We start from the raw sequence: 15,599 nt of genomic DNA on the forward strand, positions 1-15,599 counted from the left end.
GGCTGTCGGTGCGGGGCGGACTCCCTTCTGTTTTCTTGACGACGCTCATCGCCATCGTGTTGCGCACGTTCAATGGTTTGGAGACGCAATGGACACGCTGTCTGCTCAACAGGCAATCGCCAGCAACAAGGCCGCCTGGAACGAATCCGCCGAACACCACAAAGCTACCGAGCACTGGCAAAGCCTGCTCGCGGATGTCGGCGCGCCTGATTTCTCCTGCCTGGATCCCACCCTGACCACCCTGTTAATGCAGGTGGGCGTCAAGGGGCGGGACGCCGTGCAACTGGGTTGCAATAACGGCCGTGAAAGCCTGTCGCTGTATGGGCTGGGCGCCAGCAGTGTGGTGGGGGTCGACCAGTCCGATGCATTTCTGGCACAGGCGGCGGAGCTGGCCAGTCGCTCACCCCATGCGCCCGAGTTTATCGAAGCCGATATTCATCATTTGCCCGAGCGGTTGCAGGGGCGTTTTGATATCGCCCTGATCACCATCGGGGTGTTGGGTTGGATGCCGGATATCGGGCTATTCATGGGGCATGTCGCCAGCACCCTCAAAGACGGCGGGACGCTGGTGATCTACGAGACTCATCCGATCCTGGAAGTGTTCGACCCCGCAGCGCCGAACCCGATGCTGCCGGTCACCTCATATTTTCGCCGCGAGCCTTTTGTGCAGCACGAGGCGATTGTCTATGAGGGGCCGAGTAACAGCGCAGTCGCGGCGTCTTACTGGTTCGTGCACACCTTAGGCGAGGTTGTCAGCGCGGCCATCGCGGCAGGCTTGCAGATCAGCCACCTGCAGGAGTACCCGCACTCCAATCGCGAAGAGCTCTACGACCAGTACGAGAACCAGCCGGCGCAACTGCCGATGTGCTACACCCTGACCGCCGTCAAGCGCCCGGCCTGAAGGCAAAAAAAAGGCCCGCTGGGGCGGCGGGCCAAGGGATTCATCTGAGGAGTTGGGTCTAACCTAGCGCGCCAAACGTGAATACTTCGTGAAAATCCTGTCGCAAAAACGAATGCCCCTCATCCGTTCATGACCGGCGTACGAAAGTGCGCATTGTCTGCCCTGGCGTCGTACTGAAACGCGTCGGCCGGGGCATGCCTTCATCCGCCGCGATAAACACGAAGCGCTCATCATCCAGGGTGTAGCTGGCGGGCAGGTGCTTTCCGGCGTCGGCACCGATGGCGTCGATCCAGGTGATGCTCTTGGGCGTGGTGCTGGCGTCCAGGGTAAAACTGCCCTGCAGTAATACCTCGCCATCTTGGGTCATGACCCGAAACTGATCCCCCTCGATTGTGGTCAGCGCACCGGGCGCACTGTGTTCATCCGGTGGGTTGGCGATGCCGCTGTCTTCCAGGGCGATTTGTTCCCAGGTGCCTTGCAGGGCTTGTTTGTCCTGTTCGGTCGGGCACGGCGTGGTGCGGGGAGGGGACGTGGGCATATAAAAATTCCTTTTTTAATGAGGCATAAATGGCGGGACCGCCCACAGCAGCAATGCGCCCTGGCAAATTCCGTTCAAAGGTATGGCAGAAAACTTCCTCAAGGTCTGTCCCGGTCGGTTTTTCCTTTGCCAGCAGCTATTTAAAGCGGTTCTGACATGTCGTTATCCCGATGTTTTCCGATATGTCGTCTACGCTGATCAATGCCTTATACGACATTATTTTTTCTGAAGGAAAACAATCTGAATGGGGTAGGGATTTTTTCAGTGACGCAATGGTCGGATGACCGTTGCCTCGTGTCGTACTGGCCATATCCAGGGCGTTGTCCCTGTATTTTCAGTTGGTTATTCAGATCTATTGTGTAGTGGGCAGCCAGCGTCCACTTCTAAAAGGGTGTCCCCATTTTGAACAGAACTCCCCAGGTGCAAGCTCCCGTGGTGTCCGATGAAATTGATTTATTTGATCTGTTCCACTCGATCTGGCGACAAAAGAAACTGGTTATCGGCTGTACCCTGTTTGCCGGCCTGATTGGCGTTGGCTACGCGTTGCTGGCACCCCGTGAGTACCAGGTCAGCAGCGTGCTGCGCCCGGCGGCTATCAATGAGCTGGATGCCCTCAATCGCTCCGAAGTCTATAAGTTGCCGCCGGCGGACGCACTGGCCAAAGTCGGCGCGCAACTGGACTCGTATGACGCGCGACTGGGGTTCTTCAAGGCCAACCCGGCGTTGTTCCAGGCGTTTCAGGAGCCAGGGCGCAGCCTTGAACAGAGTTTTGAAGCGTTCAACCGTAACTCGATCAAGCTGATCCTGCCCGACCCGAAAAAATCCGACTCCCTGAGCAGCTATATTCGTCTTGAGCTGCAATACCCCACGGACGTTGACGGGGTGGCGATTCTCAACGGTTTTGTCGACTACGCCATTGCGCAAGAGCGTGAGCAGGTGGGCGCCGACCTCAAGGTGATCGTCAACAACCGCCTCACCGAGCTCAAGGGCAAGATTGATGCAGCGCGCTCCAATTATGAAACCGACAAGGAATCGAAGATCGCCAAGCTGCTGGAGGGCGACAAGCTCAAACGCGCACAGCTGGAAGATGAACTCAGTGCCCTGCGCCTACAGATGAAAATGCAGCGTTCCAACCGCCTGGCAGAGTTGAACGAAGCGATCTCGATTGCCAAGTCCATGGGTATCAAGAGCCCGACCACACCCTCGTCTATGGCCGATGCCGGGCGTAGTGGCTCCAGTCAGGTGATGCGTACCGAGGTCAATAATCAGCAGATTCCCCTGTACTTCCTCGGCACCGACGCCCTCGAAGCCGAGCGCAGGGCTTTGCAGCAGCGGACCAGCGATGACTTCACCAGTAGCCGTGTTGCGGAAATCGGCAAGGAGCTGCAACTGCTGGAGGTCAATCGCCAAGTCGAAGTCCTGAAGCGGCGGGGCAATGAAGATATTTTCCTGCAGGACGTCGAGCCCTTGCGTGCTGAAGTGGCACGCCTGCGTGGCCTGAATATTGATATGAGTGCGTTGAAACTGGTGACGATTGACCGGCGCGCGCAAGAGCCGCTGAGCCCGATCAAACCGAAAAAAGTCCTGGTGGTTGCATTGAGCCTGGCAGTCGGCTTGCTGCTGGGGATGTTCGTTGCGCTGGTTCGCCATCTGGTCTTGACGCGGCGCCAGACTGTGGCCTATTCAGGCCTGGACGATGACCGTTTTACCCGGCGTGAACGCAAGGATGAGCCGCCATTGGGCTGAGTCACACCGGACCTTTCCCGGGCTGCGTCGCAGCCCGGGACTCCCGCCACCGCCCGTTCGAGGTGGCGCGGCTATACAGTCGGAAGACACCTTTTCACAATTCTTAGTTAACCTTTGGTTACAAACTATGGCTAAAATAACTGCCATTGGCCACTATCCGAATTGTCTCCAAGACGGTCGTGGGTCTGTTAATGAATTGTGATTTCAGGTGCTGCATTTTCCATCCCCAGCCCGGTAGGGCCTGGCGGAGCAGCCTGTACTCTTCTGATATGTGACGAATTCTCGTGAAACTCATTATTGTTGCTCTGTACGTTACGTCCATTGCGTATGTCCATCTGCGTGGCCGGGTGCGACATAAGCTGGGCCGTCAATTAAGCGACCACTCCACCTTCCTCGCCCCGGTCAATTGCTTCCTTTACCTGTTCTCCAAGCTGCCCGGCCGGCCGTACCTTGCCCCCAGTGACTTCCCCGACCTGAGCCCGCTCCAGGAGCATTGGCAGGAGATCCGCGAGGAAGGCCAGAACCTGATGCGCGCCGGCGAGATCAAGCGCTCCGACCAATACAACGACGTGGGCTTCAACTCGTTTTTCAAATCGGGCTGGAAGCGTTTCTACCTCAAGTGGTACGGCGACAGTCACCCCTCGGCCATGAAGCTGTGCCCGCGCACTACCGAGCTGGTGCAAAGTATCGGCTCGATCAAAGCGGCGATGTTTGCCGAACTGCCGCCAGGTTCCAGGCTGGTCCGCCACCGCGATCCTTATGCTGGCTCCTATCGCTACCACCTGGGGCTGGATACGCCCAACGATCCAGGCTGCTACATCAACGTGGACGGTGAGAATTATTACTGGCGTGACGGCGAGGCGGTGATGTTCGATGAGACCTACATCCACTACGCCGAAAACACCACGGCGCAAAACCGCATCATTCTGTTCTGCGATATCGAGCGGCCGATGAAATATCGTTGGGCGGCTGCATTCAATCGCTGGTTCAGCCGCAACGTCATGGCGGCCGCCGGCTCACCCAATGATGCCGGGGACAAGACCGGTGGCTTGAACCGCGCCTTCACCCGCCTGTACAAGATCCGCTTGCGGGGCAAGGAGCTGAAAAAGCGTAACCGCACCCGCTATTACCTGGAAAAGTGGGCGATCTTTGCCGGTTTGGCAGTGATTTTTATCCTGATCTGAGCATCAGCCCCCTTGCCATCGGCGGGGGGCTTTATTCTGGCGGCTGGGCCCCCAGTTTCTGCCACATCTTCTTGCTGAGCCGTTGGCGGTTGGCATAACCCGCCCAGGGATCAGCTTTCAGGCTGTTTAAGCGCGCCTGCAAATTCGTCACATTCCATTGCTGGGCGCTGCGCAGGCTGTCGAGTTCATCTCGGCTGATGGGCACGGAAACCGGCAGCCCCGGGCGGGCGCGTACCGAATAGGCGGCGACGGTGCTGGCACCGCGGCCATTGCGCAGGTAGTCGATAAAGATCTTGCCGATGCGGTTTTTGGGGCCGCTGGTGGCGGTAAAACGCTCCGGCAGTTGCTGTGTCATGAACAGCGCAATGGCCTTGGCGAAGGCTTTCACCGTGTCCCAGCCATCCCGGCGCGCCAACGGCACAATCAGGTGCAAGCCCTTGCCGCCACTGGTCTTGATATAGGCAGTCAGGCCCAGTTCATCCAGCACCGACAACACCAGTTGCGCTGCCTCCAACATGCTCTTCCAGGGCAGCGCCGGGTCCGGGTCCAGATCGAGTACAAACAGGTCCGGGGTGTCGATTTTGTCGACCGTGGCCCCCCAGGTGTGCAGCTCAATCGCGCCCATTTGTACGGCGCCGATCAATGCCGCGAGGTTATGAATTTCCATCAGGCGCGCATGGCCGGGGTCGAGGGCCTGATCCAATTGAGTGATAAGGGGAATGGCCAGGCGCTCGCTGTGTTTCTGGAAAAACTGCTCGCCGTCGACCCCTTCGGGTGCCCGCAGGAGTGCGACCGGGCGATGGCGCAAGTGGGGCAGGAGCCACTCGCTGATATCTTCGTAGAATCGGGCCAGTTGCGCCTTTTGTGTGCCACTGGTGGGATCAATGATTCTCTCGGGGTGGGTAATGCGGATCTGTGAAACACGGCTTTGCGCCAGTGGTGGCTCGTGCACAATCTGCTCCTGTGGTTTATCGCTGCGCAGGCCAACAAAGGCAGCCTGGCGCACCAGGCCTTCGCGGGTCCATTCGGCAAATTGCACTTCGGCCACCAACTGCGGCCTTATCCAGTGCACGCCACGGGCCTGGGCGGCGGTCACGGGGTTGGCCAAGGGCGAGGATTGCCGGGCCAGGGGCTGCATTTTTTTATACAGCGTTTGCAGGGTTGCCTGATCGAAGCCGGTCCCCACGCGCCCGGCATACACCAGGGCACGGTCCGCGTGGACTGCCAGCAGCAGCGCGCCAAACCCGCTGCGTGAACCCTGGGGGCGGGTGTAGCCGACGATTACGAACTCCTGGCGCCGGCGGCATTTGAGCTTGATCCAATCGGCGCTGCGCGTGGAACTGTAGGGGCTGCCGGCGCGCTTGCCGATCACACCTTCCAGGCCCAGGCTGCAGGCGCTGTGCAAGATATCGTGATGATCAGCCGCGAAGGCTTCGGAAAAGCGCAGCAATGGGCTCTGGTTCCCCGCCAATGCCGCCTTGAGGGCTGCCCGGCGCTCTTGCAGGGCAACACTGCGCTGATCCTGGCCGTGCAAGAACGGCGCGTCGAACAGGTAATACACCAGGTCCTGGCTGCGACCGCTATCGAACGCCTGCTGCAATCCCTGGAAGTCCGGCAGCCCGTCGCGATTGAGGCTGACCACCTCGCCATCGAGCCAGCAGTCCTTGAGTTTCAGCGCCGCGAGGGCTTTGACCTGGCGGGGCAGGCGATCGCTCCAGTCATGGCCGTTGCGGGTAAACAGGTGCACATGGCCATCGCGTACCCGCGCCAGGATCCGGTAGCCGTCGAATTTGATTTCGTAATGCCAGTCGCCAGCCGGGGCGCGGTCTACCAGGGTCGCCAGTTGCGGCGCCATTTGGTCGGGCAGGGTGGGCTGGCGGGTCTTAGGCTGGCCTACCCGCGCATTGCTCAAGACACTCGTGGGCTGGGCCTGGACGATGTCGTAATCGCTGATGGGGCGCGCCTGTTGATCATTCTCCTTGATCAACAGCCATTGCTCCTTGTCGCCACTGCCTTTGAGCCGAGTGCGCACCAAGGCCCAATCGCCCGCAAGCTTTTCGCCGACCAGGGTGAACTTCAGTTTGCCGGCGGCGTAGGCCTTGTGCGGGTCGTCGTGGGGTTGCCAGATGCCACGGTCCCAGACAATCACGTCACCCGCCCCATACTGGCCGGCGGGGATGCTGCCTTCAAAGGCGCCATAGCTCAACGGATGATCTTCGACATGCACCGCCAGGCGTTTGTGGCTCGGGTCCAGGCTGGGTCCCTTGGGCACTGCCCAGCTTTTTAGCACCCCGTCGAGTTCGAGGCGAAAGTCGTAGTGCAGGTTGCGTGCCGCGTGTTTCTGCACCACAAACGTCAAAGCTGACGCTGGGCGCCGTGCGGGGCTTGACGGCGACGGTTCTGAAGTGACCTTGAAGTTGCGCTTGCGCTGATACTCACTCAGGGGTTTGGGCATGGGGGCGTCCTTTGGGCAAACGGCTCAGGAGGCCTTGGTGGTTTTTTTACGCGCAGCGGGCTTGGCCGTCGATTTGCCGGCCAGGCTGCGCTTGAGCAGCTCCGTGAGGTCGAGTACGTCAGCCGACTTGCGCTCTTGCGCACCGTCCTGGGCCTCGACGTTTTCAATCTTGCCGGCCTTGGCCTTCTTCTTGACCAGGGCCATGATCTTGTCCTGGAAACTGTCGCGGTAGTCGTCCGGTTGCCAGTCGGCACTCATGCCTTCCACCAGGCGCCTGGCCATGTCCCGTTCGCCTTTGGCCAGGCTCGGCTTGATCACGTCCTCGCCCAACTCCAGTTCGTCGAGGCCGCGAACTTCAGCGGGCCAGCGCAACATCACCAGCACCAGCGCTGAATCCAGGGGCATCAGTGCGGCGAGGTGTTGCTTGGTATGCAGTATCACGTTGGCCAGGGCGACCTTGGCGGTCGTGTCCAGGGTTTCACGCAAGAGCGCATAGACCTTGCCGCCGCGTTTGTCCGGGGCCAGGTAGTAGGGGGTGTCGATGTTCTGCAAAGGGATCTGGTCGCGGTCAATAAACGCGATGATCTCTATGGTTTGCGTGGACTTGGGATGGGCAGCGCGAATCTCTTCTTCGCTGAGCACCACGTAGCGGCCTTTCTCATAGGCCACGCCCTTGACGATGTTGTCCTTGGTGACTTCCTTGCCGGTGGTCTTGTTGATGCGCTTATAGCCCACGGGGTCCATGCTGCGTTTGTCCAGCCAGTCGAAATCCACGCCCTGGGCCGAGGTGGCCGAGACCAGCGACACGGGGATGTGTACCAAGCCGAAGCTGATTGCGCCTTTCCATATTGCCCGTGGCATGGCCGTGCTTCCTGATGGGGAATGGTCTTCAGGTGACCTGTAGCCGCTGGCAAAAGTTTCGGCTGTCGGCCGGTTGGCACAGGGGCATTCGAAAAGCCGTGTTACACCTGCCTGGAAAGTATTTAGTTACCAAATCCGAACCCAGGGCGTAGCGTGTTATCGAATGCAGGTATTCCTCGCCCTATAGAGGTTTTGTCATGAACAGCCGTACACGCAGCCTTGCAGTACTGGCCCTGGGCCTTGCCTTGAGTGGCGGGTTGCAGGCGCAAAACCTGCCCGGCAACAACAACCCGTATAACAGCCCGATCAAGCGGGCCAATCCCAATAGCATGCAGGGCACCCAGCCCAATACGCCCGCCGCCCGCGGTACCTACACCGCGCCGGTACCGCGGCCGCCGACCCTGGAAAACGGCGGTATCGGCAATCGCTATCCGCAACGTGATGCAGTGCCCACACGCCCTGCCACCCAACCTTCAGCCCCGACACAAGATGCCAATGGCAATCGCCGGCCCTGAACGCAAGGAACCCCACGTATGTTTCTACGCAAAACCCTTTTAGCGACCTGCTGCGCTGTCGCCCTGGCAAGCGCGCTGCCCGCGTTGGCCGCCGAGACCCGCCAGTTCCCCAGCGAGCAAGGCAGCCTCACCGCGACCCCGATTGTCAAAGGCCTGGACCATCCCTGGGCGGTGGCGTTTTTGCCCGACAAGCAAGGTTTCCTGGTCACCGAGCGGCCAGGCGCGCTGCGCTATGTGAGCAGTGATGGCAAATTATCGGCGCCATTGAGTGGCGTGCCGCAGGTCTGGGCCAAAGGGCAGGGCGGTTTGCTGGATGTGGTGTTGTCACCGGATTTCAAGGAAGACCGCCTGGTCTACCTGTCCTACGCCGAAGGTGGCGGCAAGGGCGGTACGGCCGGCACGGCGGTAGGCCGTGGTCGCTTGAGCGATGACTTGAGCGGCCTCAAGGACTTCCAGGTGATCCTGCGCCAGGAGCCCAAGCTCTCTACCGGTAATCACTTTGGCTCGCGCCTGGTGTTTGACCGAGACGGCTACCTGTTTGTGACCCTGGGCGAGAACAACGATCGGCCCACGGCTCAGGACCTGGACAAGCTGCAAGGCAAGGTGGTGCGCATCTACCCGGATGGTCGCGTGCCGGATGACAACCCGTTTGTCGGCCAGCCGGGAGCGCGGCCGGAGATTTGGTCCTATGGCCAGCGCAACCCACAGGGCGCGGCGCTGAACCCGTGGACTGGCACCCTCTGGGAAAACGAACACGGCCCGCGTGGCGGCGATGAAATCAATATCATCGAACGTGGCAAGAACTATGGCTGGCCCCTGGCGACCCACGGCATCAACTATTCCTTGCTGCCGATTCCCGAGGCCCGTGGCAAGACAGCCGAAGGCACGGTCGGCCCCCATCATGTGTGGGAAAAGTCACCGGCCATCAGCGGCATGGCGTTCTACGACGCTGACCGCTTCAAAGCCTGGCAGCACAACCTGTTTATCGGCGCCCTGGCCAGCCAGGAACTGATTCGCCTGCAGTTCGAGGGCGACAAGGTGGTCCACGAAGAGCGCCTGCTGGGCGAACTGAAGGCGCGTATCCGCGATGTACGCCAGGGCCCGGATGGTTTCCTGTACATACTCACGGATGAGGAGGATGGCGTGTTGTATCAGGTGGGGTTGAAGCAGGATTGACGGGCATTGCAGGAGCCGGCAAGGACTCGACGCCCCCCGGCTCCTACAAGGTTACAGCCCCAGTTCGGACAGCCCCGGATGATCATCCGGGCGCCGCCCCAGCGGCCAGTGGAACTTGCGTTCGCTTTCCTTGATCGGCATGTCATTGATGCACGCATGCCGATTGGACATCAGACCGTCCTGGTCGAACTCCCAGTTCTCGTTGCCGTAGGAGCGGAACCAGTTGCCGGAATCGTCGTGCCATTCATAGGCATAACGCACCGCGATGCGGTTGCCGGTAAACGCCCACAACTCCTTGATCAAGCGGTAGTCCAGTTCCCTGGCCCATTTGCGCGTCAGGAAGTCCTTGGCCTGCTCGCGGTTATGGGCGAACTCGGCGCGGTTACGCCACTGGGTGTCCAGGGTGTAGGCGAGCGACACGCGTTGCGGGTCACGGGAGTTCCAGCCGTCTTCGGCGAGACGGATCTTTTCAATGGCCGATTGCTCGGTGAAGGGCGGTAAGGGCGGACGCACGTGTGCATTGGCGGTCATTTGACTGCTCCTTTGGATCGTTAGTTGTTAAACCCGTACAACTTTCAAAGTGCCAATAAGTTCTGCGCCATGCATTGCGCATTATCAGCGGCGGTGACATCGCCCATGATCAGGGCGATGGTAATGGCGCCATCGACCAGGATCAGCAGTTGCGCGGCCTGCTGCTCCGGGGCCGGGGTGCCATGTGCCTCGCACAGTTCAAGCAAATACTCGAACAGTTTCTGTTTGTGTGCCTTGGCCAGTAAACGTACCGGGTCTTGCGGGTTACCGGTTTCGCCGCTGGTGTTGATAAAGGCGCAGCCGCGAAAGTCCGCAGAGTCGAACCAGGTCTTCAGAGCGCTGAACACGCCGAGCAAGCGGGCGCCGCTGCCGGCGTATTGCTCGACCTCGCTGCGCAGCCATTGCAACCAACGTTCATCGCGCCGCTGCAGGGCGGCGATCACCAGTTCGTCCTTATTGGCAAAGTAGCGGTAGATACTTTTCCTGGAGACGCCGGCGGTTTTCACCAACAGATCCATACCGGTGGCCGCAATGCCGTGCCGATAGATCAACTTTTCGGTGACGTCCAGAATAATGTCGCGGGTTTCACTGCTGGTCATATCGTTCATGCTGCAAACAGTAGAACGATCGTTCTTCTTGGTCAATCAATTATTTTCAGCGGCCAGTGGGCAGACCTGAGGACCCCCATGGTGTAAGCTCTCGGGCTCTTCGGATTCGATCATTGCGAGCCCTATGCCGTCGTTATTCAAACGTTCCCTGTTGCCCAAGTTGCGCGGTTTCCCCCTGGCCACCGACGCGATTGAGGTGCTGTCCGGCGCTGCCGAGTTTCGCCGCTGCCTGCTGCAGCAAATCGCCCAGGCCCAACACCGCATCTACCTCGTCGCGTTGTACCTGCAACAGGACGAAGCGGGCCAGGAGGTGTTTGACGCGCTGCACGCCGCCAAGGCCGCACGGCCCGAACTGGATATCGTGGTGATGGTGGATTGGCTGCGTGCCCAGCGCGGGTTGATCGGTGCGGGCAAGCAGCCGGGCAATAGCGCCTGGTACCAGGCAATGACTCAGTCACATCCGACACATGTGCCGGTGTATGGGGTTGCGGTGCAGACCCGCGAGCTGTTTGGCGTGCTGCATCTGAAGGGCTTCGTGGTCGACGACAGCGTGCTGTACAGCGGCGCCAGCCTGAACAATGTGTATCTGCACAAGTTCGATAAATACCGCTTCGACCGCTATCACCTGATCCACAACAAGCCATTGGCCGACTCCATGCAGCACCTGGTGGAACACGGCCTGGTGGCGGCCAAGGCGGTACACCGCCTGGACCTGCCCAACCTGCCCACCACCCGCAGCCTGCGCAATGACATCGGCGACCTGCGCAGCCGGCTCAAGCACGCGACCTATGACACCACGGCCGGCCAGGCTGGGATTGGTGGGTTGTCGGTCAGCCCGTTGTTGGGAGTGGGCAAGAACAACCCGCTGAGCCGGGTGATCTGCGAGCTGATCGCCAGTGCCCAGCAGCAGTTGACCATCTGCACCCCGTATTTCAACCTGCCGCTGCCGGTGACCCGGGAAATCAACCGGGCCCTGGCCCGTGGGGTGAAGATCGACATCATCGTCGGCGACAAGACCGCCAACGACTTCTACATCCCGCCCAGCGAGCCTTTCAAAATCATCGCCGCGCTGCCGTATCTCTACGAAATCAGCCTGCGCCGCTTTGCCAAGCGCCACCAGCGCATGATCGACAGTGGCCAACTCAACCTGCACCTGTGGCGCGACGGGGATAACACCTATCACCTCAAGGGCATGTGGGTCGACGAACGCTATACCTTGCTCACCGGCAATAACCTCAACCCCCGGGCCTTTCGCCTGGACCTGGAAAACGCCTTGCTGATCGACGATCCCCAGGGCCAGTGGCTGGCGCCACGGCGCCGCGAGCTGGAGGACATTTTCCAGCACGCCACGCGGATCCAGGGCTACCAGCAGTTGCAGACACTGGTGGATTACCCCGAAGCCGTCGGCAAGTTCCTGCGCCGGGTCAGTCGCGTCCGAGTCGAGCGCTTGCTTTACCGGATCCTCTAGTGGCGCGGTGCCGGCCAGAGTGCAATGAGCAACAGCAGGGCAGCGGCGACCAGGTAGGGTAGCCGCGGTTCGACGGCATAGATCAGGGTCCCGGCCAGCGGCCCGACCACCACACCCAGCCCTTGCGCCGCCCCCACCGACCCGGCAGTGGCGCCTTGTTCCGAGGCGTCCACCGCGTTGGCCGCCAGGGCGGCGAACGATGGGAAGATCCAGCCCATGCCGGCCGCAGAGACGAAGAAACACAGCCAGAGGATCCACGCCGTATCGGCGAACATGCTCCCGGCAAACCCCAGGGCCGAAACAAGCGCGCCGACGCGGATCAGCCGCAGGGGTGGCCATTCCAGCTTGCGCACCAGCAATTGCGAGCAGATCAAGGCCAGGCCGACCATGGTCAGGGCGATCCCGGCGGTTTGTGCGGCGTCGGCGGGGTTCATCTGCAGGCGATCCAGGGCAAAAAAGCCCACCGTGATCTGGGCAATCGACACGCAGAGCATCGCCGCAAAGGCCACCACCAATGGCCGGCGCAAGCGTGGGTCCGAGAGGTTGACGGCCTTGGGCGGTTGTTTGAGGTGCAACTCCTGGCGCGGCAGCTTCATCAGCAACACCAAAAAACCGAGCATCGGCAGCAGCGCCATCACATAAAACGGCAGGCTCAGGCTGTGGCGGGCCAGCAGCGCGGCAATCGCCGGGCCCAACACCAGGCCACAGGCGTTGGCCGCCCCCAGCGAGGCCATGGCCTTGGCGCGATGGGCCGGCTCGATATTGTCCGCGATCAGCGCATAGCCCCCCACTGGGATCGCCGCGTAGAACACCCCGATCAACCCGCGCCCGAGCACCAGCCCGATAAATGCCAGCATCGCCGAGGGCAGCAGTTGCAGGGAGGCGTCGATAAACACGCACAGGGCCCAATAGGCCAGGGTGAAGCCCCCGGTGCCCAGCAACAGCACGCGCCGCCGACCCAGGCGATCACTGGCCTGGCCCCAGGGCCGCGCCAAAAGCATCCAGATCACCCCGGACACCGTCACCGCCGCGCCGGCCTGCCAGGTCGCCAGCCCCAGCACCCGCGCGATGGGGCCGATCAGCGAGACAAACGCCATCATCGCCATGGTGCAGGCCATATTGGCCAACAGCAGGGGGCGCAGGTTGAAGGGAGTGGGCGGGGCGGCATCAAGGCGGGTGGCCGAATGAGGCATGGGAAATCTTCCGTGAGTGGGAATCTATGGAACGTTATAGGTAAGACGGTTAAACGCACAGCGCGATTAACCCGGATGATAGGGATCTACAGCTGTGGGAGTGGGCTTGCCTGCGATGGCGGTGCTTCAGTCACTCTGGGCGGTGATTGAACCACCGCCATCGCAGGCAAGCCAGCTCCCACATTTGATTGTGGTGTGGCGAACATTTTCTGCTCGCTGAGACCCCTGTGGGAGCGGGCTTGCCCGCGATGGCGGTGGGTCAGGCTCAGAGCCGCTAGCGTTGAGGTGTCAGTTCAAACCCAGTTTGCCACGCAGGGTCGAGAGGTCTTCGGCCAGGGTGTTGACCGGGCCCACCAGGGCCTTGCGGTCGTGTTCCTTGACCTTGTCGTAGGTTTCAAAGCCGCCATCGGCAGTTTTGTATTTGGCCAGGATGGTGTTCACCGTGGCGAAGTTCTTATCGACCTTGGCCAAAAACGCCTTGTCCTGCTGTTCGATCTGCCCACGGAACAGGTCGACGATTTTTTTCGCTCCATCGATATTGCCCTGGAAGTCATACAGGTCGGTGTGGCTGTAGCGGTCTTCTTCGCCGGAAATCTTCGTGGCGGCCACTTCTTCGAGCAATGCGGCAGCGCCGCCGACGACTTTTTCCGGCGGGAAGGTCAGACCGGCAACGCGGGTTTGCAGATCCTTGACGTCCGTGTTCAAGCCGTCGGCAAGGGCGCCCAGGCCCTGGGTAGTGTTTTCGGCAAACAGGCTGTATTCAATGCGGTGGAAGCCGGTGAAGTCTTCAGCTTTCACACCTTTTTCGTGGTCGTCGACCCGTGAGTCGATCGATGCATCGAGGTCGCTGAACAGCTCGGCGATGGGCTCGATGGATTCGTAGTAAACGCGGGTGGGTGCGTAGAGTTTTTTCGCGGTGGCCAGGTCACCTTTTTTCACCGCGTCGGTGAAGGCCTGGGTCTGGGTCACCAGTTCCTCGATCTTGTCGGTGACATAGATCTTGTAGTCCGACACCGGGCCCACCAGATCCAGGGGCGCCGGCGCGGCAAAGGCCGCGAGCGGAGAAAGGCTCAATAACAACGCAAGAGATGACATGTTCATAGGGCGGTTTCCGCTGTGGAGGGTTAGGTCTTGGCAGTGCTGTGCAGCAAGGTTCGGCCGATGAAATCCTGCGGCCCGGTGGCGCCCGGCAAGGTGAAGAAATACCCGCCGCCCACTGGCTTGAGGTATTCCTCCAGGGGCTCGCCATTGAGCCGGGTTTGTACGCTGATAAAGCCTTTCTCCAGGTCCGCCTGATAGCAGATAAACAACAGGCCCATGTCCAGTTGGCCGTTCTTGTTGACGCCGTTGGAGTAGTTGAACGGCCGACGCAGGATCAGGTTGGCCTGGGTCGCGGCCGTGCGCGGGTTGGCCAGGCGGATATGGGCATCGAGCTTGGTCAGTTTGCCGGCCGGATCCTTGCTGTAGTCGGGCACCTGGGCTTCGCTGTGACCGTCCATGGGCGCGCCGCTGGTCTTGATCCGGCCGATGATGCTTTCCTGCTCCTGCAAGGGCGTGCGGTCCCAGCGTTCGACGAAATTGCGGATGATCCGCACCGCCTGGTAGCTGCCATGGGCGGCCCACGCGGGCTCGTCACTGCCGGGCTGGACCCAGACCAGTTGGTCCATGGCTGTGGTGTCGTTGGAGTCGGGGTTGGCCGAGCCATCGCGAAAGCCCAGGAAGTTGCGTGCGCTCTGCGCCGGTTGCCCGGCACGGGCAGGGGCCTGGGGCGGTACGCTGCCTTCCTGTTTCCAGCGCACCAGCAGCAGGTCCGGCAGGTTTTTCACGATATCGCGCAGGGCGTGGATATTGGTGTCGGGGGTGTTGGAGCTGAACTGCAGGCTCAAGTCACCGTGGCACTGCGCCGGTTCCAGGGCGTCGTTGGGGAAGCCGACCATGCGGATCAGGCGCTTGGGTTTGGCGGCGGCCAGGCCGAAACGCTCGTCGAACAGCGATTCACCCACCGATACGGTGATGGTCAGGTTATCCGGGCTGACCACCGGGCCGAGGATCCCGGAATCGCTGGGCGGCAGTTTCGGGTCGACTTGCGGCACGCTGCCGCCGGTCATCAAAAAACGGATGCGCTGGTTGAGGGTGCGAAACAGCCGCTCCAGGTCTTCGCGGTCGCTGGCCAGGACGTCGAACGCTACCAGCATGCCGCAGGCCGGGCGCGGGGTGACGATGCCGCTCTGGTGCTTGCCGTGGAAGGCCTGGTGGTCCTGGGTTTTTTCGCTGCTGGGCGCGGTGGTGACCTGGGCTGCGCCGGCTGCCATTGCCGGGCAACTGAGGCTGCTGCCGGCAATCGCGGCGCCGGTGGCGGCCATCCCGAGCAACACACGGCGGCGTTGGGCGTTGAACTGTGGTGAATCACTCATGTGTTTGGT

General features: G+C 60.9%; 14 protein-coding genes. 6 read left to right on the forward strand and 8 right to left on the reverse strand.

Annotation, left to right across the window (positions count from 1 at the left end; genetic code table 11):
• Positions 1 to 88: 88 nt before the first annotated feature.
• Positions 89 to 901, forward strand: a complete 813-nt coding sequence (locus K1X80_RS13600; RefSeq protein WP_057959744.1) for a bifunctional 2-polyprenyl-6-hydroxyphenol methylase/3-demethylubiquinol 3-O-methyltransferase UbiG — start codon at positions 89 to 91, stop codon at positions 899 to 901.
• A gap of 127 nt (positions 902 to 1,028) precedes the next feature.
• Here the strand turns inward: K1X80_RS13600 and K1X80_RS13605 are convergent, their stop codons facing one another.
• The gene (locus K1X80_RS13605) at positions 1,029 to 1,439 is read right to left on the reverse strand and encodes a TIGR03067 domain-containing protein (protein ID WP_169990086.1); all 411 of its coding nucleotides are present in this window, start codon (positions 1,437 to 1,439) and stop codon (positions 1,029 to 1,031) included.
• A gap of 402 nt (positions 1,440 to 1,841) precedes the next feature.
• Here K1X80_RS13605 and K1X80_RS13610 point away from each other — a divergent pair, with 402 nt between their 5' ends.
• Both K1X80_RS13610 and lpxO read left to right on the forward strand, forming a co-directional pair.
• Positions 1,842 to 3,185, forward strand: coding sequence for an LPS O-antigen chain length determinant protein WzzB (locus tag K1X80_RS13610; RefSeq protein ID WP_169990087.1), 1,344 nt, complete (start codon positions 1,842 to 1,844; stop codon positions 3,183 to 3,185).
• Between the two features lie 284 nt (positions 3,186 to 3,469).
• Positions 3,470 to 4,369 carry a lipid A hydroxylase LpxO gene (gene lpxO / locus K1X80_RS13615; RefSeq protein WP_169990088.1) on the forward strand — a complete coding sequence of 300 codons (900 nt, stop codon included), beginning with the start codon at positions 3,470 to 3,472 and terminating at the stop codon, positions 4,367 to 4,369.
• Positions 4,370 to 4,400: 31 nt separating this feature from the next.
• Here the strand turns inward: lpxO and ligD are convergent, their stop codons facing one another.
• Together ligD and K1X80_RS13625 are read right to left on the reverse strand one after the other, a co-directional pair.
• Positions 4,401 to 6,824: a DNA ligase D gene (ligD, locus tag K1X80_RS13620; protein ID WP_169990089.1), complete on the reverse strand. Its 2,424-nt coding sequence runs from the start codon at positions 6,822 to 6,824 to the stop codon at positions 4,401 to 4,403.
• Between the two features lie 24 nt (positions 6,825 to 6,848).
• Positions 6,849 to 7,685 carry a Ku protein gene (locus K1X80_RS13625; RefSeq protein WP_128593703.1) on the reverse strand — a complete coding sequence of 279 codons (837 nt, stop codon included), beginning with the start codon at positions 7,683 to 7,685 and terminating at the stop codon, positions 6,849 to 6,851.
• A 197-nt stretch (positions 7,686 to 7,882) separates the two neighbouring features.
• Here K1X80_RS13625 and K1X80_RS13630 point away from each other — a divergent pair, with 197 nt between their 5' ends.
• Both K1X80_RS13630 and K1X80_RS13635 read left to right on the forward strand, forming a co-directional pair.
• Complete coding sequence (locus K1X80_RS13630; RefSeq protein ID WP_120732947.1) at positions 7,883 to 8,200, forward strand: hypothetical protein; 318 nt, start codon at positions 7,883 to 7,885, stop codon at positions 8,198 to 8,200.
• 18 nt (positions 8,201 to 8,218) lie between these two features.
• Positions 8,219 to 9,376: a PQQ-dependent sugar dehydrogenase gene (locus tag K1X80_RS13635; protein WP_169990090.1), complete on the forward strand. Its 1,158-nt coding sequence runs from the start codon at positions 8,219 to 8,221 to the stop codon at positions 9,374 to 9,376.
• A 51-nt stretch (positions 9,377 to 9,427) separates the two neighbouring features.
• On the opposite strand, the gene K1X80_RS13640 is transcribed toward K1X80_RS13635, so the two are convergent.
• Positions 9,428 to 9,907 (reverse strand): nuclear transport factor 2 family protein, encoded by a 480-nt coding sequence (locus K1X80_RS13640; protein WP_057440109.1) that lies wholly within the window; start codon positions 9,905 to 9,907, stop codon positions 9,428 to 9,430.
• 44 nt (positions 9,908 to 9,951) lie between these two features.
• The gene (locus K1X80_RS13645; protein WP_057959740.1) at positions 9,952 to 10,515 is read right to left on the reverse strand and encodes a TetR/AcrR family transcriptional regulator; all 564 of its coding nucleotides are present in this window, start codon (positions 10,513 to 10,515) and stop codon (positions 9,952 to 9,954) included.
• Positions 10,516 to 10,639: 124 nt separating this feature from the next.
• On the opposite strand from K1X80_RS13645, the gene pssA reads away from it, so the two are divergent.
• Positions 10,640 to 11,983, forward strand: coding sequence for a CDP-diacylglycerol--serine O-phosphatidyltransferase (gene pssA, locus K1X80_RS13650; RefSeq protein WP_120732954.1), 1,344 nt, complete (start codon positions 10,640 to 10,642; stop codon positions 11,981 to 11,983).
• On the opposite strand, the gene K1X80_RS13655 is transcribed toward pssA, so the two are convergent.
• The 3 genes from K1X80_RS13655 to efeB all read right to left on the reverse strand — a co-directional run bounded on the left by K1X80_RS13655 (position 11,980) and on the right by efeB (position 15,590).
• Entirely contained in the window at positions 11,980 to 13,176 is a 1,197-nt protein-coding gene (locus tag K1X80_RS13655) for an MFS transporter (protein ID WP_057444795.1), read from the reverse strand. The two genes, pssA and K1X80_RS13655, sit on opposite strands and share 4 nt — an antisense overlap.
• A gap of 288 nt (positions 13,177 to 13,464) precedes the next feature.
• Positions 13,465 to 14,277 (reverse strand): iron uptake system protein EfeO, encoded by an 813-nt coding sequence (gene efeO / locus K1X80_RS13660; RefSeq protein WP_198799232.1) that lies wholly within the window; start codon positions 14,275 to 14,277, stop codon positions 13,465 to 13,467.
• A gap of 23 nt (positions 14,278 to 14,300) precedes the next feature.
• Positions 14,301 to 15,590: an iron uptake transporter deferrochelatase/peroxidase subunit gene (efeB, locus tag K1X80_RS13665; RefSeq protein WP_220172941.1), complete on the reverse strand. Its 1,290-nt coding sequence runs from the start codon at positions 15,588 to 15,590 to the stop codon at positions 14,301 to 14,303.
• Between the last annotated feature and the right edge of the window lie 9 nt (positions 15,591 to 15,599).

Source organism: Pseudomonas sp. So3.2b, assembly GCF_019464415.1.
In the GTDB taxonomy this organism is placed as follows: Bacteria; Pseudomonadota; Gammaproteobacteria; order Pseudomonadales; family Pseudomonadaceae; genus Aquipseudomonas; species Aquipseudomonas shahriarae.